Genomic DNA, 22250 nt, shown 5'->3' on the forward strand with positions numbered 1-22250 from the left:
TCTTAAATTTGTTGATTTATACTCGAATCCAGAAAATTATGTAACTTTGACCTCTGATGATTGTTCAATGGTTAAAAATGAGCTTACACCGCTGATTCAACCTGATGAAGATGAGATCAGCGCAGTGCGATTTGATGCTTTAATGTATCAGATCGAGTTAGCGTATCTAATGAATAATCGGTATATGAAAGGGTATAGAGATTTAACTAATAAGGTTAAAGGGATTTCCAACGTAGCCAACATTCCGGAAATTCAGGTTCATTCAGACTTAATCAACAAAATCCTGCATACAGATTATTTGGACAATAGCGGAATTAATGAGTTTGAGGAAATCAGAGAAAAATTTAGAAGTCTTATGAAATACTTGCCGAAAGGAAAAATAAGTAAATATGACACTAATTTTGAAGATGATATTCTTTCTATAGAATGGCATGAGTCAGAACTTAATCAAACTAACTTGGAAAATTATAAAGCGAAGATTGAATATTATATTAAGCAGCATCAACAAGACAATCCAGCCATCATAAAACTCAAGTCCAATGAACCTCTAAATTCCAAGGATCTAAAGGATTTAGAATACATTCTTTGGATTGAATTGGGAACGCAACAAGACTATTATTCAGAGTTCGGAGATAAACCATTAGGTGAATTTGTCAGAGAAATTGTAGGCTTGGATATGAATGCCGCGAAAGGGGCGTTTGCGGAATATCTGGATGATGCGGAGCTGAATAGTAATCAGATTTATTTTGTCAATCAGATTATTGAATATATTGTAAGAAACGGTATGCTAAAGGATCCAGAAGTGCTTAAACATACACCGTTTACAGATAAAGGTACGATCCTTGAATTGTTTGGTAATGATTTAAACATGTTAAATGGAATTCAGAATGTTATTAAAAGAATCAATTCTAATGCTTTATCCTGAGATGCAAGTTCTAGGTCTAAGTAAGAATGCGTTATATCATTAAAGCTGGGATAAATTGCTGCCCAGCTTTTAAACTATTTGGGATTTTGATTCTCAGAGTAAATGATTTTATTAGATAATTGCTATTCTTTTGTTCGTAGATTTCGATATCAGATAAATTTAAAAAATTTGATAAGTTATGCCGGAACGGGAATATTGTTTTTCAATTCACTTTAAGCTATTAACAGCATATAAAATTGAGATGTAGAATTTTTTTGAAATTAAGAAAAGATAATTCCAGTAAAACAGATCAGACTACTCAAATCGTCTTGACATTAATGGACTATTGTAGTAGTCTTTATTTAACAAGAAGACTATTGAAGTAGTCTGAAAGGAGGACAGGATGAAATTATTCGATTCTGAATTAAAAATCATGGACGTCTTATGGCGGAAAGGCAAAACACCGGCAAAGGAAATTGCTGATGAGCTGGGCCAGAGCATCGGCTGGAATAAGAATACTACGTATACCGTGATCAAAAAATGTGTGGATAAGGGCGCGGTTTTGCGCACGGAACCCAACTTTCAATGTGAGGCGTTAGTCCGCCGGGAAGAGGTTCAGAAAGAGGAAACCACGGAGCTGATCAATAAAATGTTTGGTGGAAGCGACGAGCTGTTCTTTTCTTCCTTCTTAAAGAATAAGGGACTCAGCGATGAAAAAGCCGACGAACTTCTGAAGCTGATCGAAAAGATGAAATGAGGAAAAAATCATGTGGATTATTAAAATGAATATGCCACTGGTGCTGATGAGTTTGGTCGGGGGCGGAATGATCGTCATCGTGGTGCTGCTCAAAAAAATATTCGGACGGTTTCTGCCGAAACGGTTGTTTCCGCTTTTATGGATCTGCGTCCTGATTCGTCTGCTTCTTCCCTTTTCATTATCGACGCCGTTCAATCTGACTTCACTGCCTGACTGGAAGCTGCCGGTATTCTTTGAACGGTTTGCGGAAAGCACAGATGTGATTGTACAAGCCGGGACCGCCGGTCAGACTGCGGAAACAAATGTAACCGAGGATCGGCAAATTGCTTATACAACGACTAACGAAGTTGCGCAGTCAGTGCTTCCGGCATTTCAATGGAATTGGATAACAATTCGCATTGCCGGAACGCTGCTTTTGGGAGGATTTTTATTCTGGCGCTATACCCAGACGCGCCGCAAATTTGACGATAGTATTTTGATTGAAGACGATGAACGAGTCAGATCCATTCTGGAAGAACGAAATGTGCGGGCGGAAGTATATCTCAACGATCAGATTGAAGGTCCGCTGGTTTCCGGCGTGCTGCGTCCACTGATTTTCCTGCCCGCAAGCCTGGATTTCCGGGATTCGGAACTGCTGCGATACATCCTGCTTCACGAATGCGCGCATATCCGCCGCCGGGATAACCTGATGAAGCTGGCCGCATTGCTTGCGCTCTGTATCCACTGGTTTAATCCGCTGGTCTGGCTGATGGTCAACTGGATCAGCCGGGATCTTGAGGAAGCGTGCGACGAAACGGTGCTGACGATTCTGGACGTCCAGCAGCGTCAAAGCTATGCCCGGGCGCTGATTCAGATGTCGCGCAAACGTCTGAAATTTGCCTGGAACTACTGTGCATTCAGCCGCAATGAAGTGGAACGCCGGGTCCGCAGCATCGCTGCCTATAAACCGTTGAAGAAAATTATGACAGTCAGTTGTCTGGGCCTGTTGGTCAGCTTTACCATGATCACCGCGGCGGCAGCCCAAACCCCGTTTTCCTCAGAGCTGTCGTCCATGTGTTCCAGCGCGGACTCCCGCTTTATGCTGGAAGCGGAACTGACGCGGGATCTCAATCTGCCATCGACGCAGGAAATCCGCAGCCGTGCCGATCAAGCCTTGATCCAGTTATTGCGCCAGAATCCGCAGGATGGCCTGAACGTCTTGAGAGTAAAAGCCGCAGCCGCGCTGGCTGCCGAATTTCACGCCGAGCCGCGGGCCTTCCATATTGCCGCTTATCTCAACTTAAGCGATGAGATACTGGATCAGGAATATCAGGAACATGAGCTGATCTATGACCACGAAGGCTACACTTACCAGGGGAAAAAGGTCAGAGTGATGGAGGACAAAATGGCCGGCCGATACTCAATGCAGAGCGATGGTCAGGTCGACGTTTATATTGAACGCGATGACCACGGCCAGATCGTTGATCTGAAAATCTACAGGGTTCAAGATTAATTTGTCTCTGATTCAGATAGGACACTTTGGAACAGGAAAGAATAAGTTTTACATCGGAGTTTTTACGCTGATTAATTTTAAGAAACGGATAAGATAAAAGGATAAGATAAAAGAAAATCAGAATGCAGATTGATACGTACAATGACAAGGATACAAAGTCCGTATCATTATTCAGAAGCAACAGGCATTCTGGTTTTTATCATGATTTTAGAAAGATGAATTTCGCAGTCTATCGTCACAAGTCAATGAGTTAAGTTTTAAGGTTTGCATGTCTTGCATGGGATATAGCCCATGTTGATCACTTCTTCTCGATCACCATGATAATCCCAACGATTACTGCTTTTTATGGTTTTGACGTGGCGACAGCTTGGATAGTGAAATTTCATTGTATTTGTATTTAATACATAATCACCACCCTCACTTTGATATCCTTGCTGACTTGAGGATTCCGATTCCAGGACAATTTGTTTTTCGCTGACGGCAACGGTAATATAATCTTCCAATCCATCACCTTCTACATGGATTTTGGTTGTCCCTGCAGCGACGCCATTGACATTGCCTTGAGAATCGACCGTTGCAATTTCTTCATTATCAGAATAATAGTTTAAATAAGAAGGTGTATTCCCGCCGCTTGAACCATACTGAACATAGGTGCTGACAGTATCTCCGATTTTGATTTGCCAGGCGTTGCTATAATAAGAAGTATTTGCGTATAATAAGAGGGTTTGAGGAGACTGTGCCGGTTCCGGCGTCGGCGCGGGAGTTGGAATCGGGGTAGACTTGACTGCCGGTGAAGGCGTTGGCGAAGGGAGCGAACTTGCAGCGGGCGAAGTGGATGAAGTTGGAGAACTCTCTCCAGCTTTCTGTTCCTGCTCCTTTTCTGCTCCGTTTGAAACGTTTTTTTCTTCTTTCTGCGATTCATTGAAATCGTTGACCGCAAGAGCATCGGGTTCCTGAGTTGCCTCAACTGTAGCGGCAGGTGTGGCAGCGGCGGCCGGTTTATCTGCGGAAGGAACATTGGAAAATAAGATCCCTGAAAAGAACAAAAAAAGCATAAGAACAACAGTCAGACTGGGTTTGACTCTGTATTTCTTCTTTATTTCTGCGATGGATTTGATCGGGGCAATGAACAAAGCTGCGAAAATGAACAGGACTGTTGCGAATAATCCACCTCCGGAAATAAAGTTGGCCAGAGCTATCAAGGCGATGAATGCAGCGAGGATTCCGGTTAAGCAACGTAAAAGGACGGGGCCTGGCGATGATTTCTTTTTCATGAAAATGAACTCCTTTCATAACGGCCTGGAATATAAATTTATTATATCATTAAACATTCTTTACTCTAATTAATTTGAAAGAAGCAGGGAAAATGAGTCCTCGTTTTGTAAAACAGGGAAAAAGTTGTTTCATTAGCGTGATCAAGGCTCAGAAAGAGGATTGATGAAAGGATGTCAAAAATAAATCAGTAAGCTGAAAAGAATAAAAAACAGGCATATTGCCTGATGTGATATCGGAAAACCCGCGGTTCAATTTTTTGATCTGATTTTCATTCTTTGATAATCATTTTTCATTTTATCGGTAAAGCAGAATCGAAGGAAATAAGAACAAATACGGCGCCGTCAAAACTGCCAGAACCAACGCCGCTTTGCGCTTCTCACTGAGCGACCAGTCCAGCTTGCGGAAACTGATTTTGAGGTTGAAAAAATAAATCAGAGCCCCTGCTGTCGCCACTATCAGCGCAACAAGCAGAAATCCGGCAAAGTTGGAAAATGGATTAAACTGCATTGCGTAGGGAAACGGATCGCTCAAAACGGTGGAGAGAATAAGCAATATTGCGGCGCCGATGAAATCCGCCAGATAACCAAACGCAAAGATCCCAGGAAAGCTCTTTTTCCAGGCTAAAACGAAAGACTTATGATTCATCTTGCAGCCCAGGGCCAACACCAGCGAATCAATCGCGGCGTTCCCAAGGAATGTGATCAGGAAAAGCCAGGTGGAAGGAATAAACAAAAAGAACCAGATGGGAAACAGAATATTATAGAAGCGATCTTTTTTCATAAGCTCTCCTTTACTGAATCAGGCCATTGCGCCAGCTCTGGATTTTCAGCAGCGGCGTATCATTGCCTTGTGAAGATTCCGGTTATCTCTATTATATAAGGAAAAACGATGTGAAGGAAGAAGACCGGCGAAACGTAAGAAAATTGTAATGGGCCGGTATGAATCACTTACCTTTTTATGCCGGCAAGGAAACCAGAGATAAAAGTAACGTTTGACAGCCAGCCTCTTAATCCAGTATGATGAACGAAACAAGACTGTTCGCTGCCGCTTCTGAAAATGGATTTTGTCCGCTGGAAATAAGCGGAAGCGGCAAAGAAGGAAAGGAAGGATCTTATGGAAGCGATCGTTCGTGTCGTTGTGCATCTGGCTTGTTTTGCGCTGGCACTGTACGCCATGCAGGCCCTGAACTATGAAAAACTGATCCGCAAAGGGCGTGTCGTGCAGGCTCAGCTGCTGTATATTCTGACCGCGATGTGCATCGCTTTGTTAGCGGCGCAGTTTTTACTCAATCTCGTCATCAAGATCCATGTATAAACAAAAAGGATAGGGACATACTCACCACTAGAGGTGAAATCCATGTATATGTACGAAAAGAAAAGTACCAAAGGCAAAGCGACAGCCGTGATCTTGATGACGATGATTCTGATTCTGATCTCCGGTTTCTTCATTGCCAATTCCACTTTATTCAACAACAAACCCGTCCTTCCGGTCAATCAGCCGGACGCCGTGGCTTCCCTGCATATCCCGGTCGTGCTGCCGGCAGACGAAACCGTCGCCGCGCCGTTTGCGATCAACGCCAAGGAAGTCCTGCATTTCTTCGATAAAACAAAAAGCGAAGACGTGCTCAGTCAGGCTGTTACGGAATTTGAAGGCGTATATCGTCCGAATCAGGGACTCGATTACGCGTATGACGGCAAAGTCTTCGAGGCCACGGCGATGCTTGGCGGAACGGTGACGGAAGTCAAAGAAGACGCGATGTTCGGCAAGAGCGTCACGGTGAAAACCGGGGAAGATCTGGAAATTACCTATCAGAGCTTATCCCAGGTATCGGTGAAAAAAGATCAGGTTGTCAATCAGAACGATGTCCTTGGCCTGGCAGGCGAAAACATCTATAACAAGGATCTGGGAATCCATCTTCATGTCGTGGTGCAGAAGGACGGTAAGCTGATTGATCCGGCAACGGTCATCGGCATGAAGCCGGCTGAAATAAAATAGCACTTCGGTGCTGTTTTTTTCTGACAGGTACGCGCTGCGATAGCCCTTGAAATAGTTACAAATTCATTAATTCTGGTGTTATTTTAAGGAGTTGTGTTATAATGTTTGTGTTTACACGAGATGCGGAGGTTGGTTTATGTTGTTTACCAAAGAAGTAGGTATCGACTTAGGTACCGCGAATACATTAATTTACGTTAAAGGAGAGGGCATCGTGTTGAACGAGCCTTCCGTTGTTTCATTAGATGCAGAAACGAAGAAGTGCCTGGCTGTCGGCCAGGACGCGAAGGAAATGCTGGGCAGAACTCCGGGCCGCGTCAGTGCGATCCGTCCGTTAAAGGACGGCGTCATCGCCGACTTTGAAGTCACTGAGCTGATGCTTGAGCATTTTATCCGCAAGCTGAAACTCAAGGGAATGTTCTCCCGTCCGACGATTCTGATCTGCTGCCCGTCGAACATCACGTCCGTCGAACGCAACGCGATCCGGGACGCGGCTTACCGCTGCGGCGCCAAGCGCGTTTACATCGAAGAGGAACCAAAGGTTGCGGCGATCGGTGCGGGTCTGGATATCGCCAAGCCGACAGGCTCGATGGTTCTGGATATCGGCGGCGGTACAACCGACGTCGCGATTCTGTCCCTGGGTGAAATCGTCACCAGCACGTCCTTAAAGATTGCGGGCGATAAGCTCGACCGCGATCTGATCAAATATGTAAAGGAAAGCTATAAGCTGTTGATCGGCGACCGCACTGCGGAAGAAATCAAGAAGCGCATCGGCACGGCCTGGAGAGGCAGCCGCAGCGATTCGATGGACGTCAGCGGGCGTGACCTGGTCACCGGTCTGCCGCACACGATCACGCTGAATTCGGAAGAAACAGAACTGGCCATGCGCGAAAGCCTGCAGGACGTCGTCCGGGCCTGCCGTACAGTTCTGGAACAGACACCTCCGGAATTGAGTGCGGATATCGTCAGCCGCGGCGTAGTCTTAACCGGCGGCGGCGCGCTGCTGCAGGGGATCGATCAGCTGCTGATCAACGAGCTGAACGTTCCGGTGTATGTCGCTGAAAACGCGCTGTCCTGCGTAGCGGAAGGCACGGGCGTCATGCTTGAAAATCTGCATCTTGTTCGCTAGTAACCAACAATATCGCTGATTCAGCGATATTTCTTTATCGTAGTCTGGGGGTACTTTCAATGCTGCATTTGATTGAAGGCGCCTTTCCGTTCTTTGCGCTGCCGTTTGTGATTTCTCTGATCTGCGTACCGATTGCCAAGCGCATCGGATTCGCCTTAAAGGTGTACGCAGTGGAAAACAACCGAACGGTTCATCACGGAAAGATAGTGCAGATGGGCGGTCTGGCCGTTTTCGTCGCCTTTATGATTTCAATGGCCTGTTTTTTGAAGGCTGACTCGACCATCAACGGGATCCTGATCGGAGGCTCGGTGGTCTTTTTGGGCGGCTTGCTCGACGACATGATCAATTTGTCGCCATTAAAAAAACTGTTGTTTGAAGTCGCCGGGGCGCTGATCGCGATCCTGGTCGGCGGTATCGGCCTGACGTCGATCACCCTGCCATTTGGCATTGAGATCAATATGATGCCGTTTTCCTTTCTTGTTTCGTTTATCTGGATTGTCGGCGTGACCAACGCGATCAACCTGATCGACGGGCTGGACGGCTTATCGGCAGGCATCTGCTTTATCGTCGTCTGCACGATCGGCTTCATCGGTTTCTTTATGGGACGCCGGGATATTCCGGTGATCTCCTTGATCCTGGCGGGTGCGATCGCCGGATTTCTGCCGTACAATTTCCATCCGGCGTCGATCTTCCAGGGCGACTGCGGGGCGTTGTTCCTCGGATTCACGCTGGCCTGTCTGTCGCTGCTGGGGTTTAAGACGACGACGTTCATCACGCTGGGCTTCCCGGTGATCATTCTGTTCGTTCCGATTTCCGACACGCTGATCGCAATGGTGCGGCGGAAGCTGAGCGGCAAGGGGATCATGCAGGCAGACCGCTCGCATTTGCATCACATCTTAATGTATAAGCTGAAACTGGGACACCGCAACACCGTGCTGGTGCTGTATCTGGTGACGGCGCTGTTTGGCGGCTGTGCCGTCTTGAGCTATTTTAATGAACAATGGGGCATGATCATGCTTGTGTTGCTAACGATTGTGGCCGAGATCTTTGTGGAAGCGACCGAAATGATCAATCCAAAGTGGCATCCGTTATTGGGACTGTGCCGGCGCCTGACGGGACATCCGAAGAAGAAGGCGTTAGTCGAGGAAACAGATCCGAGCGACGCCAGCGAAATCCTGAGTGAAACAGAGTCCGATGCGGAGCATATGGAAGCAAAGAATCAGGAAGAGAAGGGACGGCCGGCAAAGACAGAAGCCTCGAAAGAGGAAGAGCCATCGGATGAAAATGAAGCAGATTCCGAGAAGAACGAAGACCTGAAATAAAAGAAATAAAAAAGACACGGAATTGGAAGGGGTTTGCGAACTTCATGAATTCCGTGTTTTTAAATGCATAAAAACTGTTTTTTTTACGGTGGGGAAAGACAGAAGAAAGACAGAAGAAAGGCAGAAGAAAGACAGAAGAAAGACAAGAAAGACTGTTAGCCGTCAGCCATTTTCGTTAAGCTTCAAACAACGCTTCGAAATAATGAATGAGATAATGATAAAACGGATGAATCAGGGCTGTCCGGGCGCTGTCCTGCGGATGCAGGGAGATTCTTAATTCCCGGGCACATTGCGGACTGGCTATCGGAATCAGCTTCACGTCTTCGCCGATGGCTCCCCAGGTATGTTCAGGCCAGAAACCGATGCCGCTGCCTGCGCCGATCAGATTGCGCACCGTTGCCGGGCTGTCGCTTTCAAAGATAATTTTCGGCTGAAAGCCTGCCGCCTGACAGAATTGATCGCAGATCTTCCGGAATTTCCGGTTTCCGGCCAGACAGATAAAGCCTTCTTCCTTTAACTCTTTTAAATCAATGGAACTCAGCCTGCTGTAAAGGGAGGCAGAAGGAACCGCAAGCAGAATCGGTTCCCGGAAAGAAACGGAATTGTCCACTTGGTGCGAAACCGCCGGCAGTTCCGTCAGCGTATCGACAGATAAATCACAAATTTGCGTCAGTTCATTCTGCATGATGGAAAACAAGATTTCCGAATGATCATGTTTATAGGCGATCACGGCGTCCGTCACAGCCCGGGAAGCCGCCAGGACATTGATATGCAGCGTGCAGGCACTGCGCTGAGCTAGCTGCCGCATCTGCTCGGGGATCTGATCTAAAGCTGACAGAGGTTCGCGAAGCATACCGTAAAGCGCACGGCCATAGTCCGTCAGCACGATGTTGCGGCCGCGCGAGGCAACCAGGGGAATGCCGAGTTCATCCTCCAACCGGTGAATTGATTTGGTGATCGCCGGTTGTGCGACGTGCATCCGTTCTGCAGCCCGGGTCACGTGCTGAAGCTCGGCCACGGCGGCAAAATAGCGTAGCTGGGTTAACTCCATAATTCTTCCTCCTTTCATAACGGTTTGTTATTAATTCGATCAATATTAACTATTACTTATTATACATGAACGGTGCTATACTTGGAAAGTCTGATAGGGGGTTTTTTATGAATAAGGATTTAACCGTAGGGAAACCGGCGGTTGTGCTGTGGAAATATTCGCTTCCCCTTTTCGGGAGTATTATTTTCCAACAGCTTTACAACATTGCCGACAGCTTTGTGGCCGGCCGCTGGATCGGTACGTCGGCCTTGGCGGCCGTGGGAAATTCCTATGAAATTACATTGATTTATATCGCGTTTGCGTTTGGCTGCAATATCGGCACGTCAGTCGTTGTAGCGCGGCACTTCGGATCGAAAAATTATAACCGGCTGAAGACGGCGGTGACGACCTCGCTGATCACCAGCACGGTGATCGGACTGGCGCTGACCGGGCTGGGCTTGATCGGCGCGGACTTCCTGTTGAAGCTGATTCAGACGCCGGCGGAAATCTTCGGGGATTCGTTAGAATATCTGTTAATTTATCTGGGCGGCTTCCTGTTTCTTTTAATTTACAACATTGCGACGGGGATTTTTTCAGCGCTGGGTGATTCGCGGACGCCGTTTTATTTCCTGGCGGTGTCTTCCGTTACGAATGTGTTTGTCGATATTCTGTTTGTCGCGCAGCTGAACATGGGCGTGGCTGGCGTAGCATGGGCGACGTTTCTTTGTCAGGGCGTTGCGGCGGCCGCGGCGTTGACCGTCGTGTTGAAACGGCTGCAAAGTCTTCCGGAAAGCGGAAAGGCGCCGCTGTTTTCCACTGTTTGTCTGAGAGAGCTGACGCTGATCGCGGTGCCGAGTATCTTACAACAGGGCTTTATTTCCGTTGGCAATATCATGATTCAAAGCATGATCAACGGCTTTGGCATGGCGGCGGTGGGCGGCTATTCCGCGGCGGTGAAGCTGAATAATATGACGATCACTTCGATTACGGCGATCGGCAACGGGATGTCCAATTATACGGCGCAGAATGCCGGGGCCGGAATCCCGGAACGGATTGAAGCGGGACTTTCGGCTGGAATCAAACTGGCGGGGATGATCGCGCTGGTGTTCGCGGGGCTGTATCTGGCGGCCGGTCCGGCGTTTGTCGGCTTGTTTATCACCGACGGCAATCAGGCGGCCTTATCCGCCGGCGTGATGTTCTTGCGCATCGTTTCGCCGTTCTATCTGGTGATCGCGGTGAAGCTGATCGCGGATGGAGTGCTGCGCGGAGTGAATCGGATGAAGCTGTTTATGACGGCGACGTTGACGGATCTGGTTATCCGCGTCGTCTGCGCTGGTCTTTTCTCAACGGTTCTGGGGCTGGGCTTAACCGGAATCTGGCTGTCCTGGCCGGTTGGCTGGCTGATCGCAGCCACAATGTCGGTGTCCTTCTACCGTGCGGTGAAGCAGCAGCGCTTCGATATCCCGCAGGAAGCGATCCAGCCGGAAATGCCGGCCGAAGAAACGGCGGCGGAATGGATCGAAAGTGAAGCATGATCCAAACTGAGCCAGATCTGAAATAACGCTGTATATTCTGATTTTTGATCCATTGGGTCAAGATGGAAACCTGATGCAATGATTCAATCCCGCATCGGTGGTGAACGCTTTCTGGATTTGCGTTGCCGCCGGTAAAGGGGATTGGATCGGAAGTCAGGTTTTTCTTTTGGAACCGGATGAGGTTGAATTAATTTTTCTGCAATACTTGTGAGCGGCAGGCAGGGAAATTCGTATGCAGAAAAAAAGTATTCTCGCAAACCGAGAAGAAAGCAGGCAAAATGTGAAATCGGGCAACATTATAATCAGGAAGGTGAAGAATGATGAAAAACAACCTGATGCTTGAACGTCCGGCTTTGAATTTGTCGCCGATTTACAGTGAAGATCCTTCGCTCAAGGAACAGTGGGGAGCGTATCTCTCATTAAAGGAAGAAGAATTTTCCGCGCTGTCGGTCCGGCAGGCGCATTGCCATCTGGTCAGCGAAGCGAACTGGCTCAACCGCAAGGATGCCCGCAGCTGTGTCCAGCTGGGCGTGAAAGCGAAGATCGGTGATATCTGTTACATCGACTTTGGCCAGGCGTATCTGAATGAAGCGGGTTTTCAGCACTTCGGCGTGATCCTGTCCTTCTGCAATGGCAAAGCGTTCGTCGTGCCGATGACGTCCAATCCGGTAACCTATAAAATGGCGTATGATCCGATCGAATGTCCGAACGGCCGCCGGCATCTGATGCGGATTGGTCTGATCGAAGGCATGAAGAAAGAGTCGGTGCTGTTTCTGAACGACTGCAAATACATCAATACCGCCCGGATTATAGACGTCAAAGCGACGATCCCTGAAAACAGCGCGCTGTTCCGTCATATTGTCAACCGCGTCAAAGAATGCCTGATGCTTTAGAAATTGAAAAGAACTGGAAGATTCGACAGGGTTTTCAGCGAAGCTTTCTTACAATAGCCTTAAGAAGGTGAAAAACATGAGTCAGCTGACCCTAAAGAAGTCTACGGCATGGCTCCGGAAGTTTCATAGGAGCGATGGGTTTTTAGTTTTCAGTTTTTTCTTCACTGCGCTTTCATTTCGATCCGCAGTGTTTCTTTATCCCGGACTGGCCTTTTTCTATCAGCGCAACCGCAGGGAGGGAATGGCGGCGGCAATCGGCACGCTGGCTGGCAGCTGTTTCTCTGGCTTTGCCGGATTTTACTGTCAATTACTGCTGCTGGTCTTCTTCCTGCTGCTGATTTGTCTGATCCAGCTTTTGCGGCAGAATTTATTCGCGTGGTTTCCAATGATCTGCGGTCTGAACGTCCTGCTGGCCAGTCTGGCGACCGGAACGGCCTTCGCGCAGGGGTTGGCCGCGGCGGGGGCGGGGGTTCTGATCTGCCGCTTCACCCAGTCGGACTGGATGTGGATCGACACGGAATTCAAGCTCAGCATGATGATGCTGGGAATTCTCGGAAGCAGTCTGATCTATCCGATCATGACCATCTTTCCATTGGAAGGCGCATGGATGGCGTCGGTGCTGGTGATGGCATGTCTGGCCATGACGATGCCGGTGCGTGAATATCTGGCGTTGTGTTTAGGCTTGTTATTCTGTTTTCCCATCGGCAGTCATACGCCGGTCTGGTGCGCGGCGTTGTTATTGTTGAACATCCTGCGGCAGGATATGGGCTGGCTGCGCTTCTTAGGCTGGATGGTGCCGTTAATCTGGACCCGGCAGCCAGCCTGGTCGCTGGCTTCAGCGATCGTGATCTTTCTGGCGGCGCAGCAGTTCCCGGCCTCGCAGATCACGCAGCGCTGGGTGAGCGAGGAAAAACAGACGCTGAACGGTCAGCGGATCGAAGGCCGCAAGCGGACTTTACTGCACCAGCTATCGCAGTTTTCGCATATCTTTGATTTGATCGCCGATTATTTCAAACCGATTCACCCAAGTCAGTCGCGGATTCTGGAAGGGATGGCCGATGCACTGGATACCGTGGCGATGCAGATGAAGCAAAGCGTCGTGGATGACGAAGCGCTGAGCGATAAACTGGTGAATCTGTTGGAAGGGTATCACTTTGAAGTCAAGCGCGTCCATGTTCAGCAATGGGAGGAAGGTCCGCTGCAGGTAGTGATCGACTTCTCCCAGCTGTCGCACAGCGAATTGGAGGAAGTCGTCCTGCCTCTGATCCACATGGTCGTCGACCCGGATCTGAAGGTGACGCGGTTTCAGCGCAACCGGATTTTCTATACCGGCAGCCGGCTGGAGTTGTCGACCTCTCAGCCTTCAACATTGAAAACACGATTATTTACTTTAAAGAAGGATCCTGAGGTTTCCGGCGATACCAGCGCGGTGTTCCGCAACGGTCAGACAACGATCTGTACGATCAGCGACGGGATGGGCTGCGGCCCCCAGGCGGCCCGCAGTTCCCAATTTGTCACGCAGGTGCTGCAGCGGATGCTGAGCGCCAAGCTGCCGGTGGAAGCGGCGGTGCAAAGCATTAATGCCCTGCTTCATGCCGATCAGCGGGAGTTGTTCGCAACCTTGGATTTCCTGTGTTATGACCAACGCCGCCATCAGGCATTCCTGAGTAAGTCCGGGGCGTGTCCGACGTATCTGATCCGGGAGGATCAGATCATGGAAATCAGCGGCGAATCACTGCCGATCGGGATCATTCAGGAAATCGAAACGGATTGCTTTCAAATTGACTGTCAGGATCAGGATTGCTTTGTGATGAGCAGCGACGGCGTGGAAAAACAAGTGCTCGATCAGTGGATCCGCGGCGGCGATCCGGATCAGATTCTGCAGCGGATTGAAACCGGTCTGCGTGCGATGGAGGAAACCGGCTGCGCCGACGACGTGACCGTGTTAATCGCCCGTGTCAGCAAGCGCTGACGCGGGTTTTTCACATTTTGGACTTCAAAACAGAAAAAAAGCCTGAATTTATACAATAATCCGGGATTGTCGCAGGCGAATCGCTTGGCAACGGAATACTTCTGTGGTTCAATAAATAAAACCAGGATTCAAGCGGAAGGAGGCGGTACGATGCGGTGGAATCAACTGGCGGAAAAAAAGTGGATCGTGGGTGTTTCCGGGGGGCCGGATTCGATGGCGCTTCTGGATTTGTGCCGCCGACATCGTGTGAGCGTTGTGTGCGCCCATGTGAATTATCATCATCGGCCGACTGCTGACCGCGATCAACAGATCGTTGAAGCGTATTGCCGCAGCTATGCGATCCCGTTTTATTCGCTGGATCCGGTCAAGGAAACGTCCGGAAACTTTCAAGCCTGGGCGCGCGAGGCGCGGTATGCCTTCTTTGCGCGGCTGGCCGATCAGGAAGCGGCGGCAGGTGTTCTGATTGCTCAGCATCTGGACGATTTTCTGGAAACGGCGCTGCTTCAGCAGGAGTCTGGAAGGCAGTGCGAAGTGCTGGGCATCCGGGAAGAAGGCCGGGTGCTGGGCGTGGTCGTCGTCCGGCCGTTGTTAAGCTGGACGAAGCGGCAGCTGCAGGAATACTGCGGCCGGCATAAAATTGCCTATGGGATCGACGAATCCAATCTGAGCGACGATTACCGCCGCAATCAGCTGCGTCATCATGAACTGGCGGAACTCAGCGAAGCGCAAAAGCGGAGTGAAGTCAGAAAACTGAAAGTGCGCAACCGCAATCGTCAGAAAAAGAAGGAAGCTGTCAAAGCGAAGCTGAATCCCGCGGATCCAGTCATTTCCCAGGAAATATTTCTCACGCTGAGCGAAGCGGAACAACGAATTTTTCTGCGTGCGTGGATGCAGGAACAGGGCGTGGTTCCGCCTTCAGAAGCCTTTCTCATCGAGCTGATCAAAGCGCTGAAGCAGAAAAACGGGAATTTCGACGTGAGTTTCAGTAAAGACCGCCGGTTTCAGGCGGCTTACGGATTCTTTTCACTTGACTTCACAGATGAGGTATCTTATTGTTATGTTCTGGATAAAATAGAATTGTTCGCGACGCCGTATTTCAGGATCGCGGAGAACGGAGAATCCACGGAAGCGGTCACACTCTATCAGGAAGACTTTCCGATCACGATCCGCAATCCCCGTCCCCAAGACGCGATTCAGCTCCGATTCGGCACAAAACGCTTAAACCGGTGGTTTATCGACAGGAAGATCCCGCCGGATCAGCGCCGGCGCTGGCCGGTTGTCGTCAACTGCCGCGGCGAGATCATTCTGGTCCCGAAAATAGGCTGTAATGTCGCACATTACTCTAACAATCCAACTTGTTTTGTGATAAAATAGGGATATTCTGGAGGTTTGGCTATGCATCCGTGTTTAGAAAAAGTTTTACTTAATGAAGAAGAAATTGTAGCTCGCTGCAAAGAGTTGGGACAACAAATTACCCAAGAGTACAAAAACAATGAACAACCACCGCTGTTAGTCGCGCTGCTGAAGGGATCCGTCCCTTTTTTGGCAGAATTGATCAAGCACATTGATCTGGACATTCAGTTTGATTTTATGGACGTTTCCAGCTATGAGGGAACAGAGTCGATCGGCGATATCAAGATTATCAAGGATCTGGACTGCTCTGTCAAAAATCTGGACATCCTGTTGGTCGAAGACATCGTCGATACCGGCAGAACGTTAAAAACGGTCAAGACGATGCTGAAAAACAAAGGGGCGCGGACTGTCCGCGTCGTCACGCTGCTCGATAAGCCGGACCGCCGGGTTGTCGATATTGAGGCGGATTATACCGGCTTTGAAATTCCAAACGAATTCGTAGTCGGATTTGGACTGGACTTCAATCAGAAGTACCGCAATTTCCCTTTTGTCGGTGTCCTGAAAGAAGAATGCTACAAGTAACGCTAGCGAAGGAGTGATACAATGCGTAATAATCGTTGGATCAATTTTGTTCCGTATCTGATTGTGATCCTGGCGCTGTTCAGTTTGATGAACATGAATACCGGGACTGCGACACAGAATCTGACCTACAACGAGTTTCAAAAGTTAGTTGAAGAACAGAAAGTCACCGAAAGCGCAGTGACGGTCGGCGACAATGTGATTAAAATCAAGGGTGTTTTTGAACAGGACGGCAAGAAGGTCGGCTTTACCGCTTCTGTGCCGCGCTCGGAAACCGAAGTCGACGCGCTGATGAGCGCGCTGGAAGCTGCCGACGTCAAGGTCAGCGACATGAACGAATCGAATCTGTTTTTAGATACGATCTTATCGTTGATTCCGTTTGTGATTTTCGGTGCGATGGCGTTTTTCCTGATTTCCAAGATGAACGGCGGCGGCAATAACAAGGCCTTTGAATTCTCAAAATCCCGGGCCCGGCTGGAAGGCAACATCAAGGTTCGCTTTGACGACGTCGCCGGGTGCGATGAAGAAAAACAGGAAATGGCGGAAATTATCGACTACCTGAAATCGCCGAAGAAGTTTGCCAAGATGGGCGCGCGGATTCCGAAGGGCATCCTGATGGTCGGCTCGCCAGGTACTGGTAAAACATTATTGGCGAAGGCGGTTGCGGGTGAAGCAGACGTTCCGTTCTATTCGATTTCCGGCTCGGATTTCGTTGAAATGTTCGTCGGCGTCGGCGCGAGCCGTGTCCGCGACATGTTTAAAAAAGCGCAGCAGACAGCCCCGTGTATGATCTTCATTGATGAAATCGATGCGGTCGGCCGCCAGCGCGGCGCGGGTTTAGGCGGCGGTCATGATGAACGGGAACAGACATTAAACCAGCTGTTAGTCGAGATGGACGGCATTACGGACAATGCCGGTATCGTCGTGATTGCGGCGACCAACCGGCCCGACGTCCTCGATCCGGCGCTGTTGCGGCCGGGCCGTTTTGACCGTCAGATTACCGTTTCTCTGCCGGATCGCAGAGGCCGTAAGGCCATTCTGGAAGTCCATGCCCGCAACAAGAAGCTGGCTCCGGAAATTGATCTGGACGCTTTAGCGAAGCGGACGCCGGGCTTTTCCGGCGCGGATCTGGAAAACGTGCTGAACGAGGCCGCGATTCTGGCGGTGCGGGAAAACAGCGATCTGATCCACATGCACAATCTGGACGAAGCGATTGACCGCGTCATGATGGGCCCGGCCAAAAAGTCCAGAAAATATGATGAAAAATCCAAGAAACTGGTGGCTTACCATGAATCCGGCCATGCGATCGTCGGCCTGAATCTGGAAAACTCCAATATTGTTCAGAAAGTAACGATCATTCCGCGCGGCACCGCCGGGGGCTACAACCTGATGACGCCGAAGGAAGAAAAGATCATGAACACGAAGAACGACCTGATGTCGGCGATCACCGGCTACATGGGCGGCCGCGTCGCGGAAGAAGTGTTCTTTGACGATATCACAACCGGTGCGGTGAACGATATCGAGCAGGCGACGAAGATGGCGCGGGATATGGTCACGCTGTACGGCATGAGCGATCTCGGCCCGGTTCAGTATGATCATGGTCAGCAGAACGTCTTTTTGGGCCGCGATTACAACTCGGCGAGCAACGTATCCGGACAGGTTGCGTTTGAAATTGATCAGGAGATTCGCAAGATCATCGACCAGTGCCATGATGAAGCCAAGAAGATTATTCTGGAGCACAGAGATGAACTGATCAAAATCGCGGAAGCGCTGATTGAAAATGAAACGCTGACTGCCGAACAGATTGATAAGATCATTAAAGGCGAACCGTTTTTGGATCTGCCGACACCGGAGATGAAAGCGGCAGCTGCCACGGAATCGGCGGAATCTGCGTCCACGATTGCGGAAACGCCGGAAAATTCACGTCCGGAAGCGGAAGCTGAATAAGTTAACAAAAGGTGGTCTATGCGGCCATCTTTTCTTGTTTGCAAAGGATGAGCGTATGATCTGTTATACAGCGGATCGTTTTGAAATGATTCTGGCTTAGGGGAAGAGGATCATATTCCAGATTTGGAATACAGAACAAGGCTGCCGAAGCGTTGGAATCGAAGCAAGTTGGAAATCAGGTATGGTTTATTGGACCGGGAATCGATTATAATTAAGAAGTTCAGAGTTTATTGCAACCTTCTCAAATTGACAATAACCTGAAAAAACAGAATAAACGATGGACATGCAGGCTATGAAGTAAGGCAGGAATAACTATGGAATACAATCAAATTTTAGCGAAACGGATACAGGAACTATGCAGGCTTAAACACATCTCAGTGGAGATTTTGGGGAAAAAAGCGAAGATTAACGAGCGGACGTTGACGCGGATCGTAGAGGGAATGTATAAAAATCCAGGTATGGCAACAATTTTCCGCATTGCCTGTGCTTTTGATATGACTTTGGCGGAATTTCTGGATTTCCCTGAAATCAATGATTATGAATTTTCCGAATCCGGATGCGCCTCTTTGTCGAAGCCGAAGGATTCCGAGGGATAAAACGGGCGATTCAGGCATAGAAAAAGCCGGAAAAAGGGGTTACAATACAAACAGGAGGTTTGTTATGAAAATTAGTGAAGTCATACAGAAAATGAAACAGTATCATCGCGGAATCGCCAATGGCAAACCGATTGACGACGCGGTAACCCGGGATCAGATCCTTTACGGAAATCCGGATCAGGAATGTACCGGCATCGTGACGACGTGTTATGCTTCAGTCGACGTCATCCGCAAGGCCAGCGCCAGCGGCGCCAATCTGATCATCAGTCATGAAGCGCTGTTCTGGAATCACGGCGATCATACCGACTGGCTGGACGAAGCTCGGAATAAAACCTTTCTGGCAAAAAAGCAGCTGCTGGATGAAACCGGCATCGTCGTCTGGCGGGATCATGATTATATCCATTCCGGGATTCCGATGAACGGCGGCTATGTAGACGGGATTTTTCATGGCGTTATGGTCACTTTAGGCTGGGAAAAATATTTATGCTGCGATCCGGTCCGCCCGATGGTTTTTGAGATACCGGAAACGCCGGTTAAGGAAATTGGACGCCTGATCATGGAGAAATTCCATCTGACCGGATTGAAAATGCTGGGAAACACCGAGGCGAAGGTCAGGAAAGTCGCGATTGCCAGTCACATCCTGGGCGGCGACAACGATATGATCACCCGGATTGATCAGGAAAATATCGACTTGTTGATCTCGATGGAACTGATCGATTTTACCGTCAGCGAATACATCCGCGACAGTGCGATGCTGGGGATGCCGAAAGCGATTCTGGCAGTCGGCCATTTTAATACGGAGGAACCGGGAATGGAATACATGGTCAGCTATATCCCAAAAGCGCTGGGCGAAGCCGTTCCGTGCCGTTATATCCAGTCCGGCGATATGTATGAATTCATGACTGCTTAAACGATGGCATAATTTTCTTAAGGGGCAAAGGTGTTCAGATGCCGCCGGATAAGCTTAAACAGAAGGAATCAAAGTCAGTTGTTAAACGACAGCTGGCTTTTTTTATTGTATCGAAGATCAGTTTTCTGATCCCCATTGCTCTGAAAAATTCCTGCGTCAAAACAACGGGGGAACTGAATGTAAAAAATATAAGAGATAAAAATATAGTCATATTATTGAATGATTATACATATATAGTGCTAGGCGTAAGGCGAGAGAGAGGGCGAAAGACAAAGAGAGAAAGCGAAAATAAATAACATAATAAAGCAATAAATGATTACAAAGTCACTGATTTACGATGCTTTCATTCCAACTCAAAAAGAAAATCCTACAAAAATCTACAAATTTATCTTGACGTAAGCGTATTCACGAAATATATTATATATATACAATAAACAAAAACATGATTATACAGGAGGAGAAAAATGGAAAAACCGACGATGGCTGGATATATTCTGGATCAAGGCCGGGCACTTCGTCAGTCGTTTGCCGAAAGAGCCTGTTTCGTCAATCCGATGATTGAATTGTTCCTGAATCAAGATATCCGGAAAGTTTATTTTCTGGGTTCAGGAACAAGCTATCATGCGGCGCTGAGCTTTAAGAACTGGTTTGAAAAATACCTGAAGGTGGAAGCGGAAGTCGTGATTCCGACGGTATTTACGAATTATACGCAGATCAATAACAATGAGATCTATCAGCCGCATCAGATTCTGGTCGTCGGCATCAGTCAGTCAGGCACCAGCGTTTCCACGGTGGAGGCGATGCGCAAAGCTAAAAATGCGGGCTACTTTACCGTTGCGCTGACGGAAGCGTTGTCCAGCCTGATCACCCGCGAGGTCGACGTCGTCGTGCCGTTAACCTGCGGCAAGGAAGAAATCCCGATCGAAACCCGAGGCTACATCATCACGCTGCTGACCGGTTATCTGTGGGCTGTTGAAATTGCCTCGGCGCTGGGACAGCTGGAGAAAGCGCAAAGCGAGCAGAAACTGCAGGAAGCGGAAACGATGCTCGAGCATTTCGATGCGTTGATCGAAGAAGTCCAGCAATGGATCGACCGCAATCAGCCGGAGCTGCTGGACATGAAAAAGGGGCATATCGCCGCTTATGGAACAAATTATCCAACCGCGCTGGAAGGCGTTCTGAAAATGTATGAAACCTTCCACAAGCCGCTGAGCGCCTATGAATTGGAGGAACTGATCCACGGGCCGCAGATGGCGTTCGACGATCAAACCTACCTGTATTTCATCGCAAGCAATGAAGTTGAACGCACGCGGATTCCACTGTTTCTGGACTGGATCCGGGAGAATGAAGTGACCGAGCACGTCTTTGTCTTTTATGCCGATCAACAAGCAACAAATCCGAAGGATCTGCATTTCCGCAGTCCGATCGCGCCCGACTTGAGTCCGCTGGCCTTCGTTGTTCCCTTCCAGCTGATGGCGGCCCGTAATTGTGAGGAAATCGGCTACGACACCAGCGTCTATCCGCCGAAACGCCGGGCGTTCGCCCATAAGAAACCGGAGGAACAAGCATGAATCAATTTCTGATCGCCACCCATTCCACGCTCGCCGAAGGGCTGGCCAACGCCATTCATTTCTTCAACAGCGACGCCGCTAACATTCATTATATCAACGCCTATGTCGAAGATAATGAATTTGAAAAAGCGCTGCGCGCCAAGCTGGCTGCCATCGAACCGGGCAACCTGGTTGTTCTGACCGATCTGGCCGGAGGCAGCGTGAATCAGATCGCTGCGAAGCTGATGCAGGAAATGGCCTTTGTCTTGGTGACCGGCGTCAACTTTCCGTTAGTGCTGGAAATGGTTTATCAAAGCGAAGACATTACACCGGAGCTGGCCGCGCAGATCGTGGAGCGCGCAAGAGCGGAAATGATGTGCATGAACACGCTGAACACTGACGCTGAAGAAGCAGATCTAACCGAGGACGACGAGCTGTAAACAAAATCATTGAGGTAATGACCTGAACTGAATCAGGCGTTATAAAAAGGAAAGGAGGATTTTATGATTATTTTAGTCAGAGCGGACGACCGGTTAATTCACGGCATAGTGGCTGTGTCCTGGACTTCCGCGATCAAGCCGGAAACGATTCTGGTAGCCAACGACGAGGCGGCAGGGGACAGCTTTAAGGCCGCGACGATGAAACTGGCCAAACCGGCAGGCGTCAAATTGATCATCAAGACTATCGCGGATTCGATCAAGGCGCTGAACAATCCGATCAATGACCGGAAGAAAATATTCCTGGTCACGGAAACCGTCGAGGATGCCTGTTACATCTGGGAACGCGTCAAGGGGATCGCCAAGCTCAACATCGGCACAGCCGGCGTCAACAAGAAGCCGGGCGAGGAATACATCCCGACGCTGCCGCAGGTCTTCATGACGCGGAAGGAATTTGAATGCGCCAAGAAAATGGCCGACGCCGGTGTGGAAGTCTTCGCGCAGATCACGCCATCTTTGGACCGCATGAACTTCAAAGATATTGAAAAAATATTTGCCAAATAAAAAATTATAAGGA

21 protein-coding genes are annotated in these 22250 nt (G+C 49.0%); 18 read left to right on the forward strand and 3 right to left on the reverse strand.

Features of this window, described 5'->3' with window-relative positions; all coding sequences use genetic code 11:
* The 3 genes from AC5OW4_RS06775 to AC5OW4_RS06785 all read left to right on the forward strand — a co-directional run.
* On the forward strand, positions 1-925 hold a 925-nt coding region (locus AC5OW4_RS06775; protein WP_493676810.1), incomplete at its 5' end, for a type I restriction-modification enzyme R subunit C-terminal domain-containing protein.
* Between the two features lie 382 nt (positions 926-1307).
* Positions 1308-1661: a BlaI/MecI/CopY family transcriptional regulator gene (locus AC5OW4_RS06780; RefSeq protein WP_493676811.1), complete on the forward strand. Its 354-nt coding sequence runs from the start codon at positions 1308-1310 to the stop codon at positions 1659-1661.
* A gap of 10 nt (positions 1662-1671) precedes the next feature.
* A complete protein-coding gene (locus AC5OW4_RS06785) occupies positions 1672-3153 on the forward strand; it encodes a M56 family metallopeptidase (RefSeq protein ID WP_493676812.1) in 1482 nt (493 codons plus the stop codon).
* 257 nt (positions 3154-3410) lie between these two features.
* Here the strand turns inward: AC5OW4_RS06785 and AC5OW4_RS06790 are convergent, their stop codons facing one another.
* A complete protein-coding gene (locus tag AC5OW4_RS06790; RefSeq protein ID WP_493676813.1) occupies positions 3411-4427 on the reverse strand; it encodes an Ig-like domain-containing protein in 1017 nt (338 codons plus the stop codon).
* Between the two features lie 295 nt (positions 4428-4722).
* Positions 4723-5208 (reverse strand): hypothetical protein, encoded by a 486-nt coding sequence (locus tag AC5OW4_RS06795; RefSeq protein ID WP_493676814.1) that lies wholly within the window; start codon positions 5206-5208, stop codon positions 4723-4725.
* Between the two features lie 333 nt (positions 5209-5541).
* On the opposite strand from AC5OW4_RS06795, the gene AC5OW4_RS06800 reads away from it, so the two are divergent.
* The 4 genes from AC5OW4_RS06800 to AC5OW4_RS06815 all read left to right on the forward strand — a co-directional run bounded on the left by AC5OW4_RS06800 (position 5542) and on the right by AC5OW4_RS06815 (position 8871).
* Entirely contained in the window at positions 5542-5742 is a 201-nt protein-coding gene (locus AC5OW4_RS06800) for a DUF1146 domain-containing protein (RefSeq protein ID WP_072685436.1), read from the forward strand.
* A gap of 42 nt (positions 5743-5784) precedes the next feature.
* A complete protein-coding gene (locus tag AC5OW4_RS06805; protein ID WP_006057935.1) occupies positions 5785-6423 on the forward strand; it encodes a M23 family metallopeptidase in 639 nt (212 codons plus the stop codon).
* A 139-nt stretch (positions 6424-6562) separates the two neighbouring features.
* A complete protein-coding gene (locus AC5OW4_RS06810) occupies positions 6563-7549 on the forward strand; it encodes a rod shape-determining protein (protein ID WP_083538691.1) in 987 nt (328 codons plus the stop codon).
* A gap of 59 nt (positions 7550-7608) precedes the next feature.
* Entirely contained in the window at positions 7609-8871 is a 1263-nt protein-coding gene (locus tag AC5OW4_RS06815; RefSeq protein ID WP_493676815.1) for an MraY family glycosyltransferase, read from the forward strand.
* Positions 8872-9046: 175 nt separating this feature from the next.
* On the opposite strand, the gene AC5OW4_RS06820 is transcribed toward AC5OW4_RS06815, so the two are convergent.
* Positions 9047-9922 carry a LysR family transcriptional regulator gene (locus AC5OW4_RS06820; RefSeq protein WP_072685438.1) on the reverse strand — a complete coding sequence of 292 codons (876 nt, stop codon included), beginning with the start codon at positions 9920-9922 and terminating at the stop codon, positions 9047-9049.
* Between the two features lie 107 nt (positions 9923-10029).
* Between AC5OW4_RS06820 and AC5OW4_RS06825 the strand changes: the two genes are divergently transcribed.
* The 11 genes from AC5OW4_RS06825 (at position 10030) to AC5OW4_RS06875 (ending at position 22237) form a co-directional block, all read left to right on the forward strand.
* Entirely contained in the window at positions 10030-11436 is a 1407-nt protein-coding gene (locus AC5OW4_RS06825; protein WP_229100717.1) for an MATE family efflux transporter, read from the forward strand.
* A gap of 317 nt (positions 11437-11753) precedes the next feature.
* On the forward strand, positions 11754-12329 hold the full coding sequence (locus AC5OW4_RS06830; RefSeq protein WP_229056704.1) for a hypothetical protein: 576 nt from the start codon (positions 11754-11756) through the stop codon (positions 12327-12329).
* A gap of 241 nt (positions 12330-12570) precedes the next feature.
* Positions 12571-14301, forward strand: a complete 1731-nt coding sequence (locus AC5OW4_RS06835) for a SpoIIE family protein phosphatase (protein ID WP_072685440.1) — start codon at positions 12571-12573, stop codon at positions 14299-14301.
* Between the two features lie 150 nt (positions 14302-14451).
* Positions 14452-15675: a tRNA lysidine(34) synthetase TilS gene (gene tilS / locus AC5OW4_RS06840; protein ID WP_072685441.1), complete on the forward strand. Its 1224-nt coding sequence runs from the start codon at positions 14452-14454 to the stop codon at positions 15673-15675.
* Positions 15676-15696: 21 nt separating this feature from the next.
* Complete coding sequence (hpt, locus tag AC5OW4_RS06845; RefSeq protein ID WP_072685442.1) at positions 15697-16236, forward strand: hypoxanthine phosphoribosyltransferase; 540 nt, start codon at positions 15697-15699, stop codon at positions 16234-16236.
* A 21-nt stretch (positions 16237-16257) separates the two neighbouring features.
* Positions 16258-18180 (forward strand): ATP-dependent zinc metalloprotease FtsH, encoded by a 1923-nt coding sequence (gene ftsH, locus AC5OW4_RS06850; protein WP_072685443.1) that lies wholly within the window; start codon positions 16258-16260, stop codon positions 18178-18180.
* 314 nt (positions 18181-18494) lie between these two features.
* The gene (locus AC5OW4_RS06855; RefSeq protein WP_072685444.1) at positions 18495-18776 is read left to right on the forward strand and encodes a helix-turn-helix domain-containing protein; all 282 of its coding nucleotides are present in this window, start codon (positions 18495-18497) and stop codon (positions 18774-18776) included.
* A 64-nt stretch (positions 18777-18840) separates the two neighbouring features.
* The gene (locus tag AC5OW4_RS06860; RefSeq protein ID WP_072685445.1) at positions 18841-19686 is read left to right on the forward strand and encodes a Nif3-like dinuclear metal center hexameric protein; all 846 of its coding nucleotides are present in this window, start codon (positions 18841-18843) and stop codon (positions 19684-19686) included.
* Positions 19687-20150: 464 nt separating this feature from the next.
* Positions 20151-21257, forward strand: a complete 1107-nt coding sequence (locus AC5OW4_RS06865; RefSeq protein ID WP_072685447.1) for an SIS domain-containing protein — start codon at positions 20151-20153, stop codon at positions 21255-21257.
* On the forward strand, positions 21254-21676 hold the full coding sequence (locus AC5OW4_RS06870; protein WP_195395260.1) for a PTS sugar transporter subunit IIA: 423 nt from the start codon (positions 21254-21256) through the stop codon (positions 21674-21676). The genes AC5OW4_RS06865 and AC5OW4_RS06870 overlap by 4 nt, the downstream gene beginning before the upstream one ends.
* 63 nt (positions 21677-21739) lie before the next feature.
* Positions 21740-22237, forward strand: coding sequence for a PTS sugar transporter subunit IIB (locus tag AC5OW4_RS06875; protein ID WP_295768546.1), 498 nt, complete (start codon positions 21740-21742; stop codon positions 22235-22237).
* Positions 22238-22250: the final 13 nt, after the last annotated feature.

The organism is Holdemania sp., from assembly GCF_986127675.1.

Coding starts and splice junctions, on each gene's coding strand:
- AC5OW4_RS06780 (WP_493676811.1), top strand. CDS start 1,308: ATGAAATTATTCGATTCTGAATTAAAAATCATGGACGTCTTATGGCGG.
- AC5OW4_RS06785 (WP_493676812.1), top strand. CDS start 1,672: ATGTGGATTATTAAAATGAATATGCCACTGGTGCTGATGAGTTTGGTC.
- AC5OW4_RS06790 (WP_493676813.1), bottom strand. CDS start 4,427: ATGAAAAAGAAATCATCGCCAGGCCCCGTCCTTTTACGTTGCTTAACC.
- AC5OW4_RS06795 (WP_493676814.1), bottom strand. CDS start 5,208: ATGAAAAAAGATCGCTTCTATAATATTCTGTTTCCCATCTGGTTCTTT.
- AC5OW4_RS06800 (WP_072685436.1), top strand. CDS start 5,542: ATGGAAGCGATCGTTCGTGTCGTTGTGCATCTGGCTTGTTTTGCGCTG.
- AC5OW4_RS06805 (WP_006057935.1), top strand. CDS start 5,785: ATGTATATGTACGAAAAGAAAAGTACCAAAGGCAAAGCGACAGCCGTG.
- AC5OW4_RS06815 (WP_493676815.1), top strand. CDS start 7,609: ATGCTGCATTTGATTGAAGGCGCCTTTCCGTTCTTTGCGCTGCCGTTT.
- AC5OW4_RS06820 (WP_072685438.1), bottom strand. CDS start 9,922: ATGGAGTTAACCCAGCTACGCTATTTTGCCGCCGTGGCCGAGCTTCAG.
- AC5OW4_RS06825 (WP_229100717.1), top strand. CDS start 10,030: ATGAATAAGGATTTAACCGTAGGGAAACCGGCGGTTGTGCTGTGGAAA.
- AC5OW4_RS06830 (WP_229056704.1), top strand. CDS start 11,754: ATGATGAAAAACAACCTGATGCTTGAACGTCCGGCTTTGAATTTGTCG.
- AC5OW4_RS06835 (WP_072685440.1), top strand. CDS start 12,571: ATGGCGGCGGCAATCGGCACGCTGGCTGGCAGCTGTTTCTCTGGCTTT.
- tilS (WP_072685441.1), top strand. CDS start 14,452: ATGCGGTGGAATCAACTGGCGGAAAAAAAGTGGATCGTGGGTGTTTCC.
- hpt (WP_072685442.1), top strand. CDS start 15,697: ATGCATCCGTGTTTAGAAAAAGTTTTACTTAATGAAGAAGAAATTGTA.
- ftsH (WP_072685443.1), top strand. CDS start 16,258: ATGCGTAATAATCGTTGGATCAATTTTGTTCCGTATCTGATTGTGATC.
- AC5OW4_RS06855 (WP_072685444.1), top strand. CDS start 18,495: ATGGAATACAATCAAATTTTAGCGAAACGGATACAGGAACTATGCAGG.
- AC5OW4_RS06860 (WP_072685445.1), top strand. CDS start 18,841: ATGAAAATTAGTGAAGTCATACAGAAAATGAAACAGTATCATCGCGGA.
- AC5OW4_RS06865 (WP_072685447.1), top strand. CDS start 20,151: ATGGAAAAACCGACGATGGCTGGATATATTCTGGATCAAGGCCGGGCA.
- AC5OW4_RS06870 (WP_195395260.1), top strand. CDS start 21,254: ATGAATCAATTTCTGATCGCCACCCATTCCACGCTCGCCGAAGGGCTG.
- AC5OW4_RS06875 (WP_295768546.1), top strand. CDS start 21,740: ATGATTATTTTAGTCAGAGCGGACGACCGGTTAATTCACGGCATAGTG.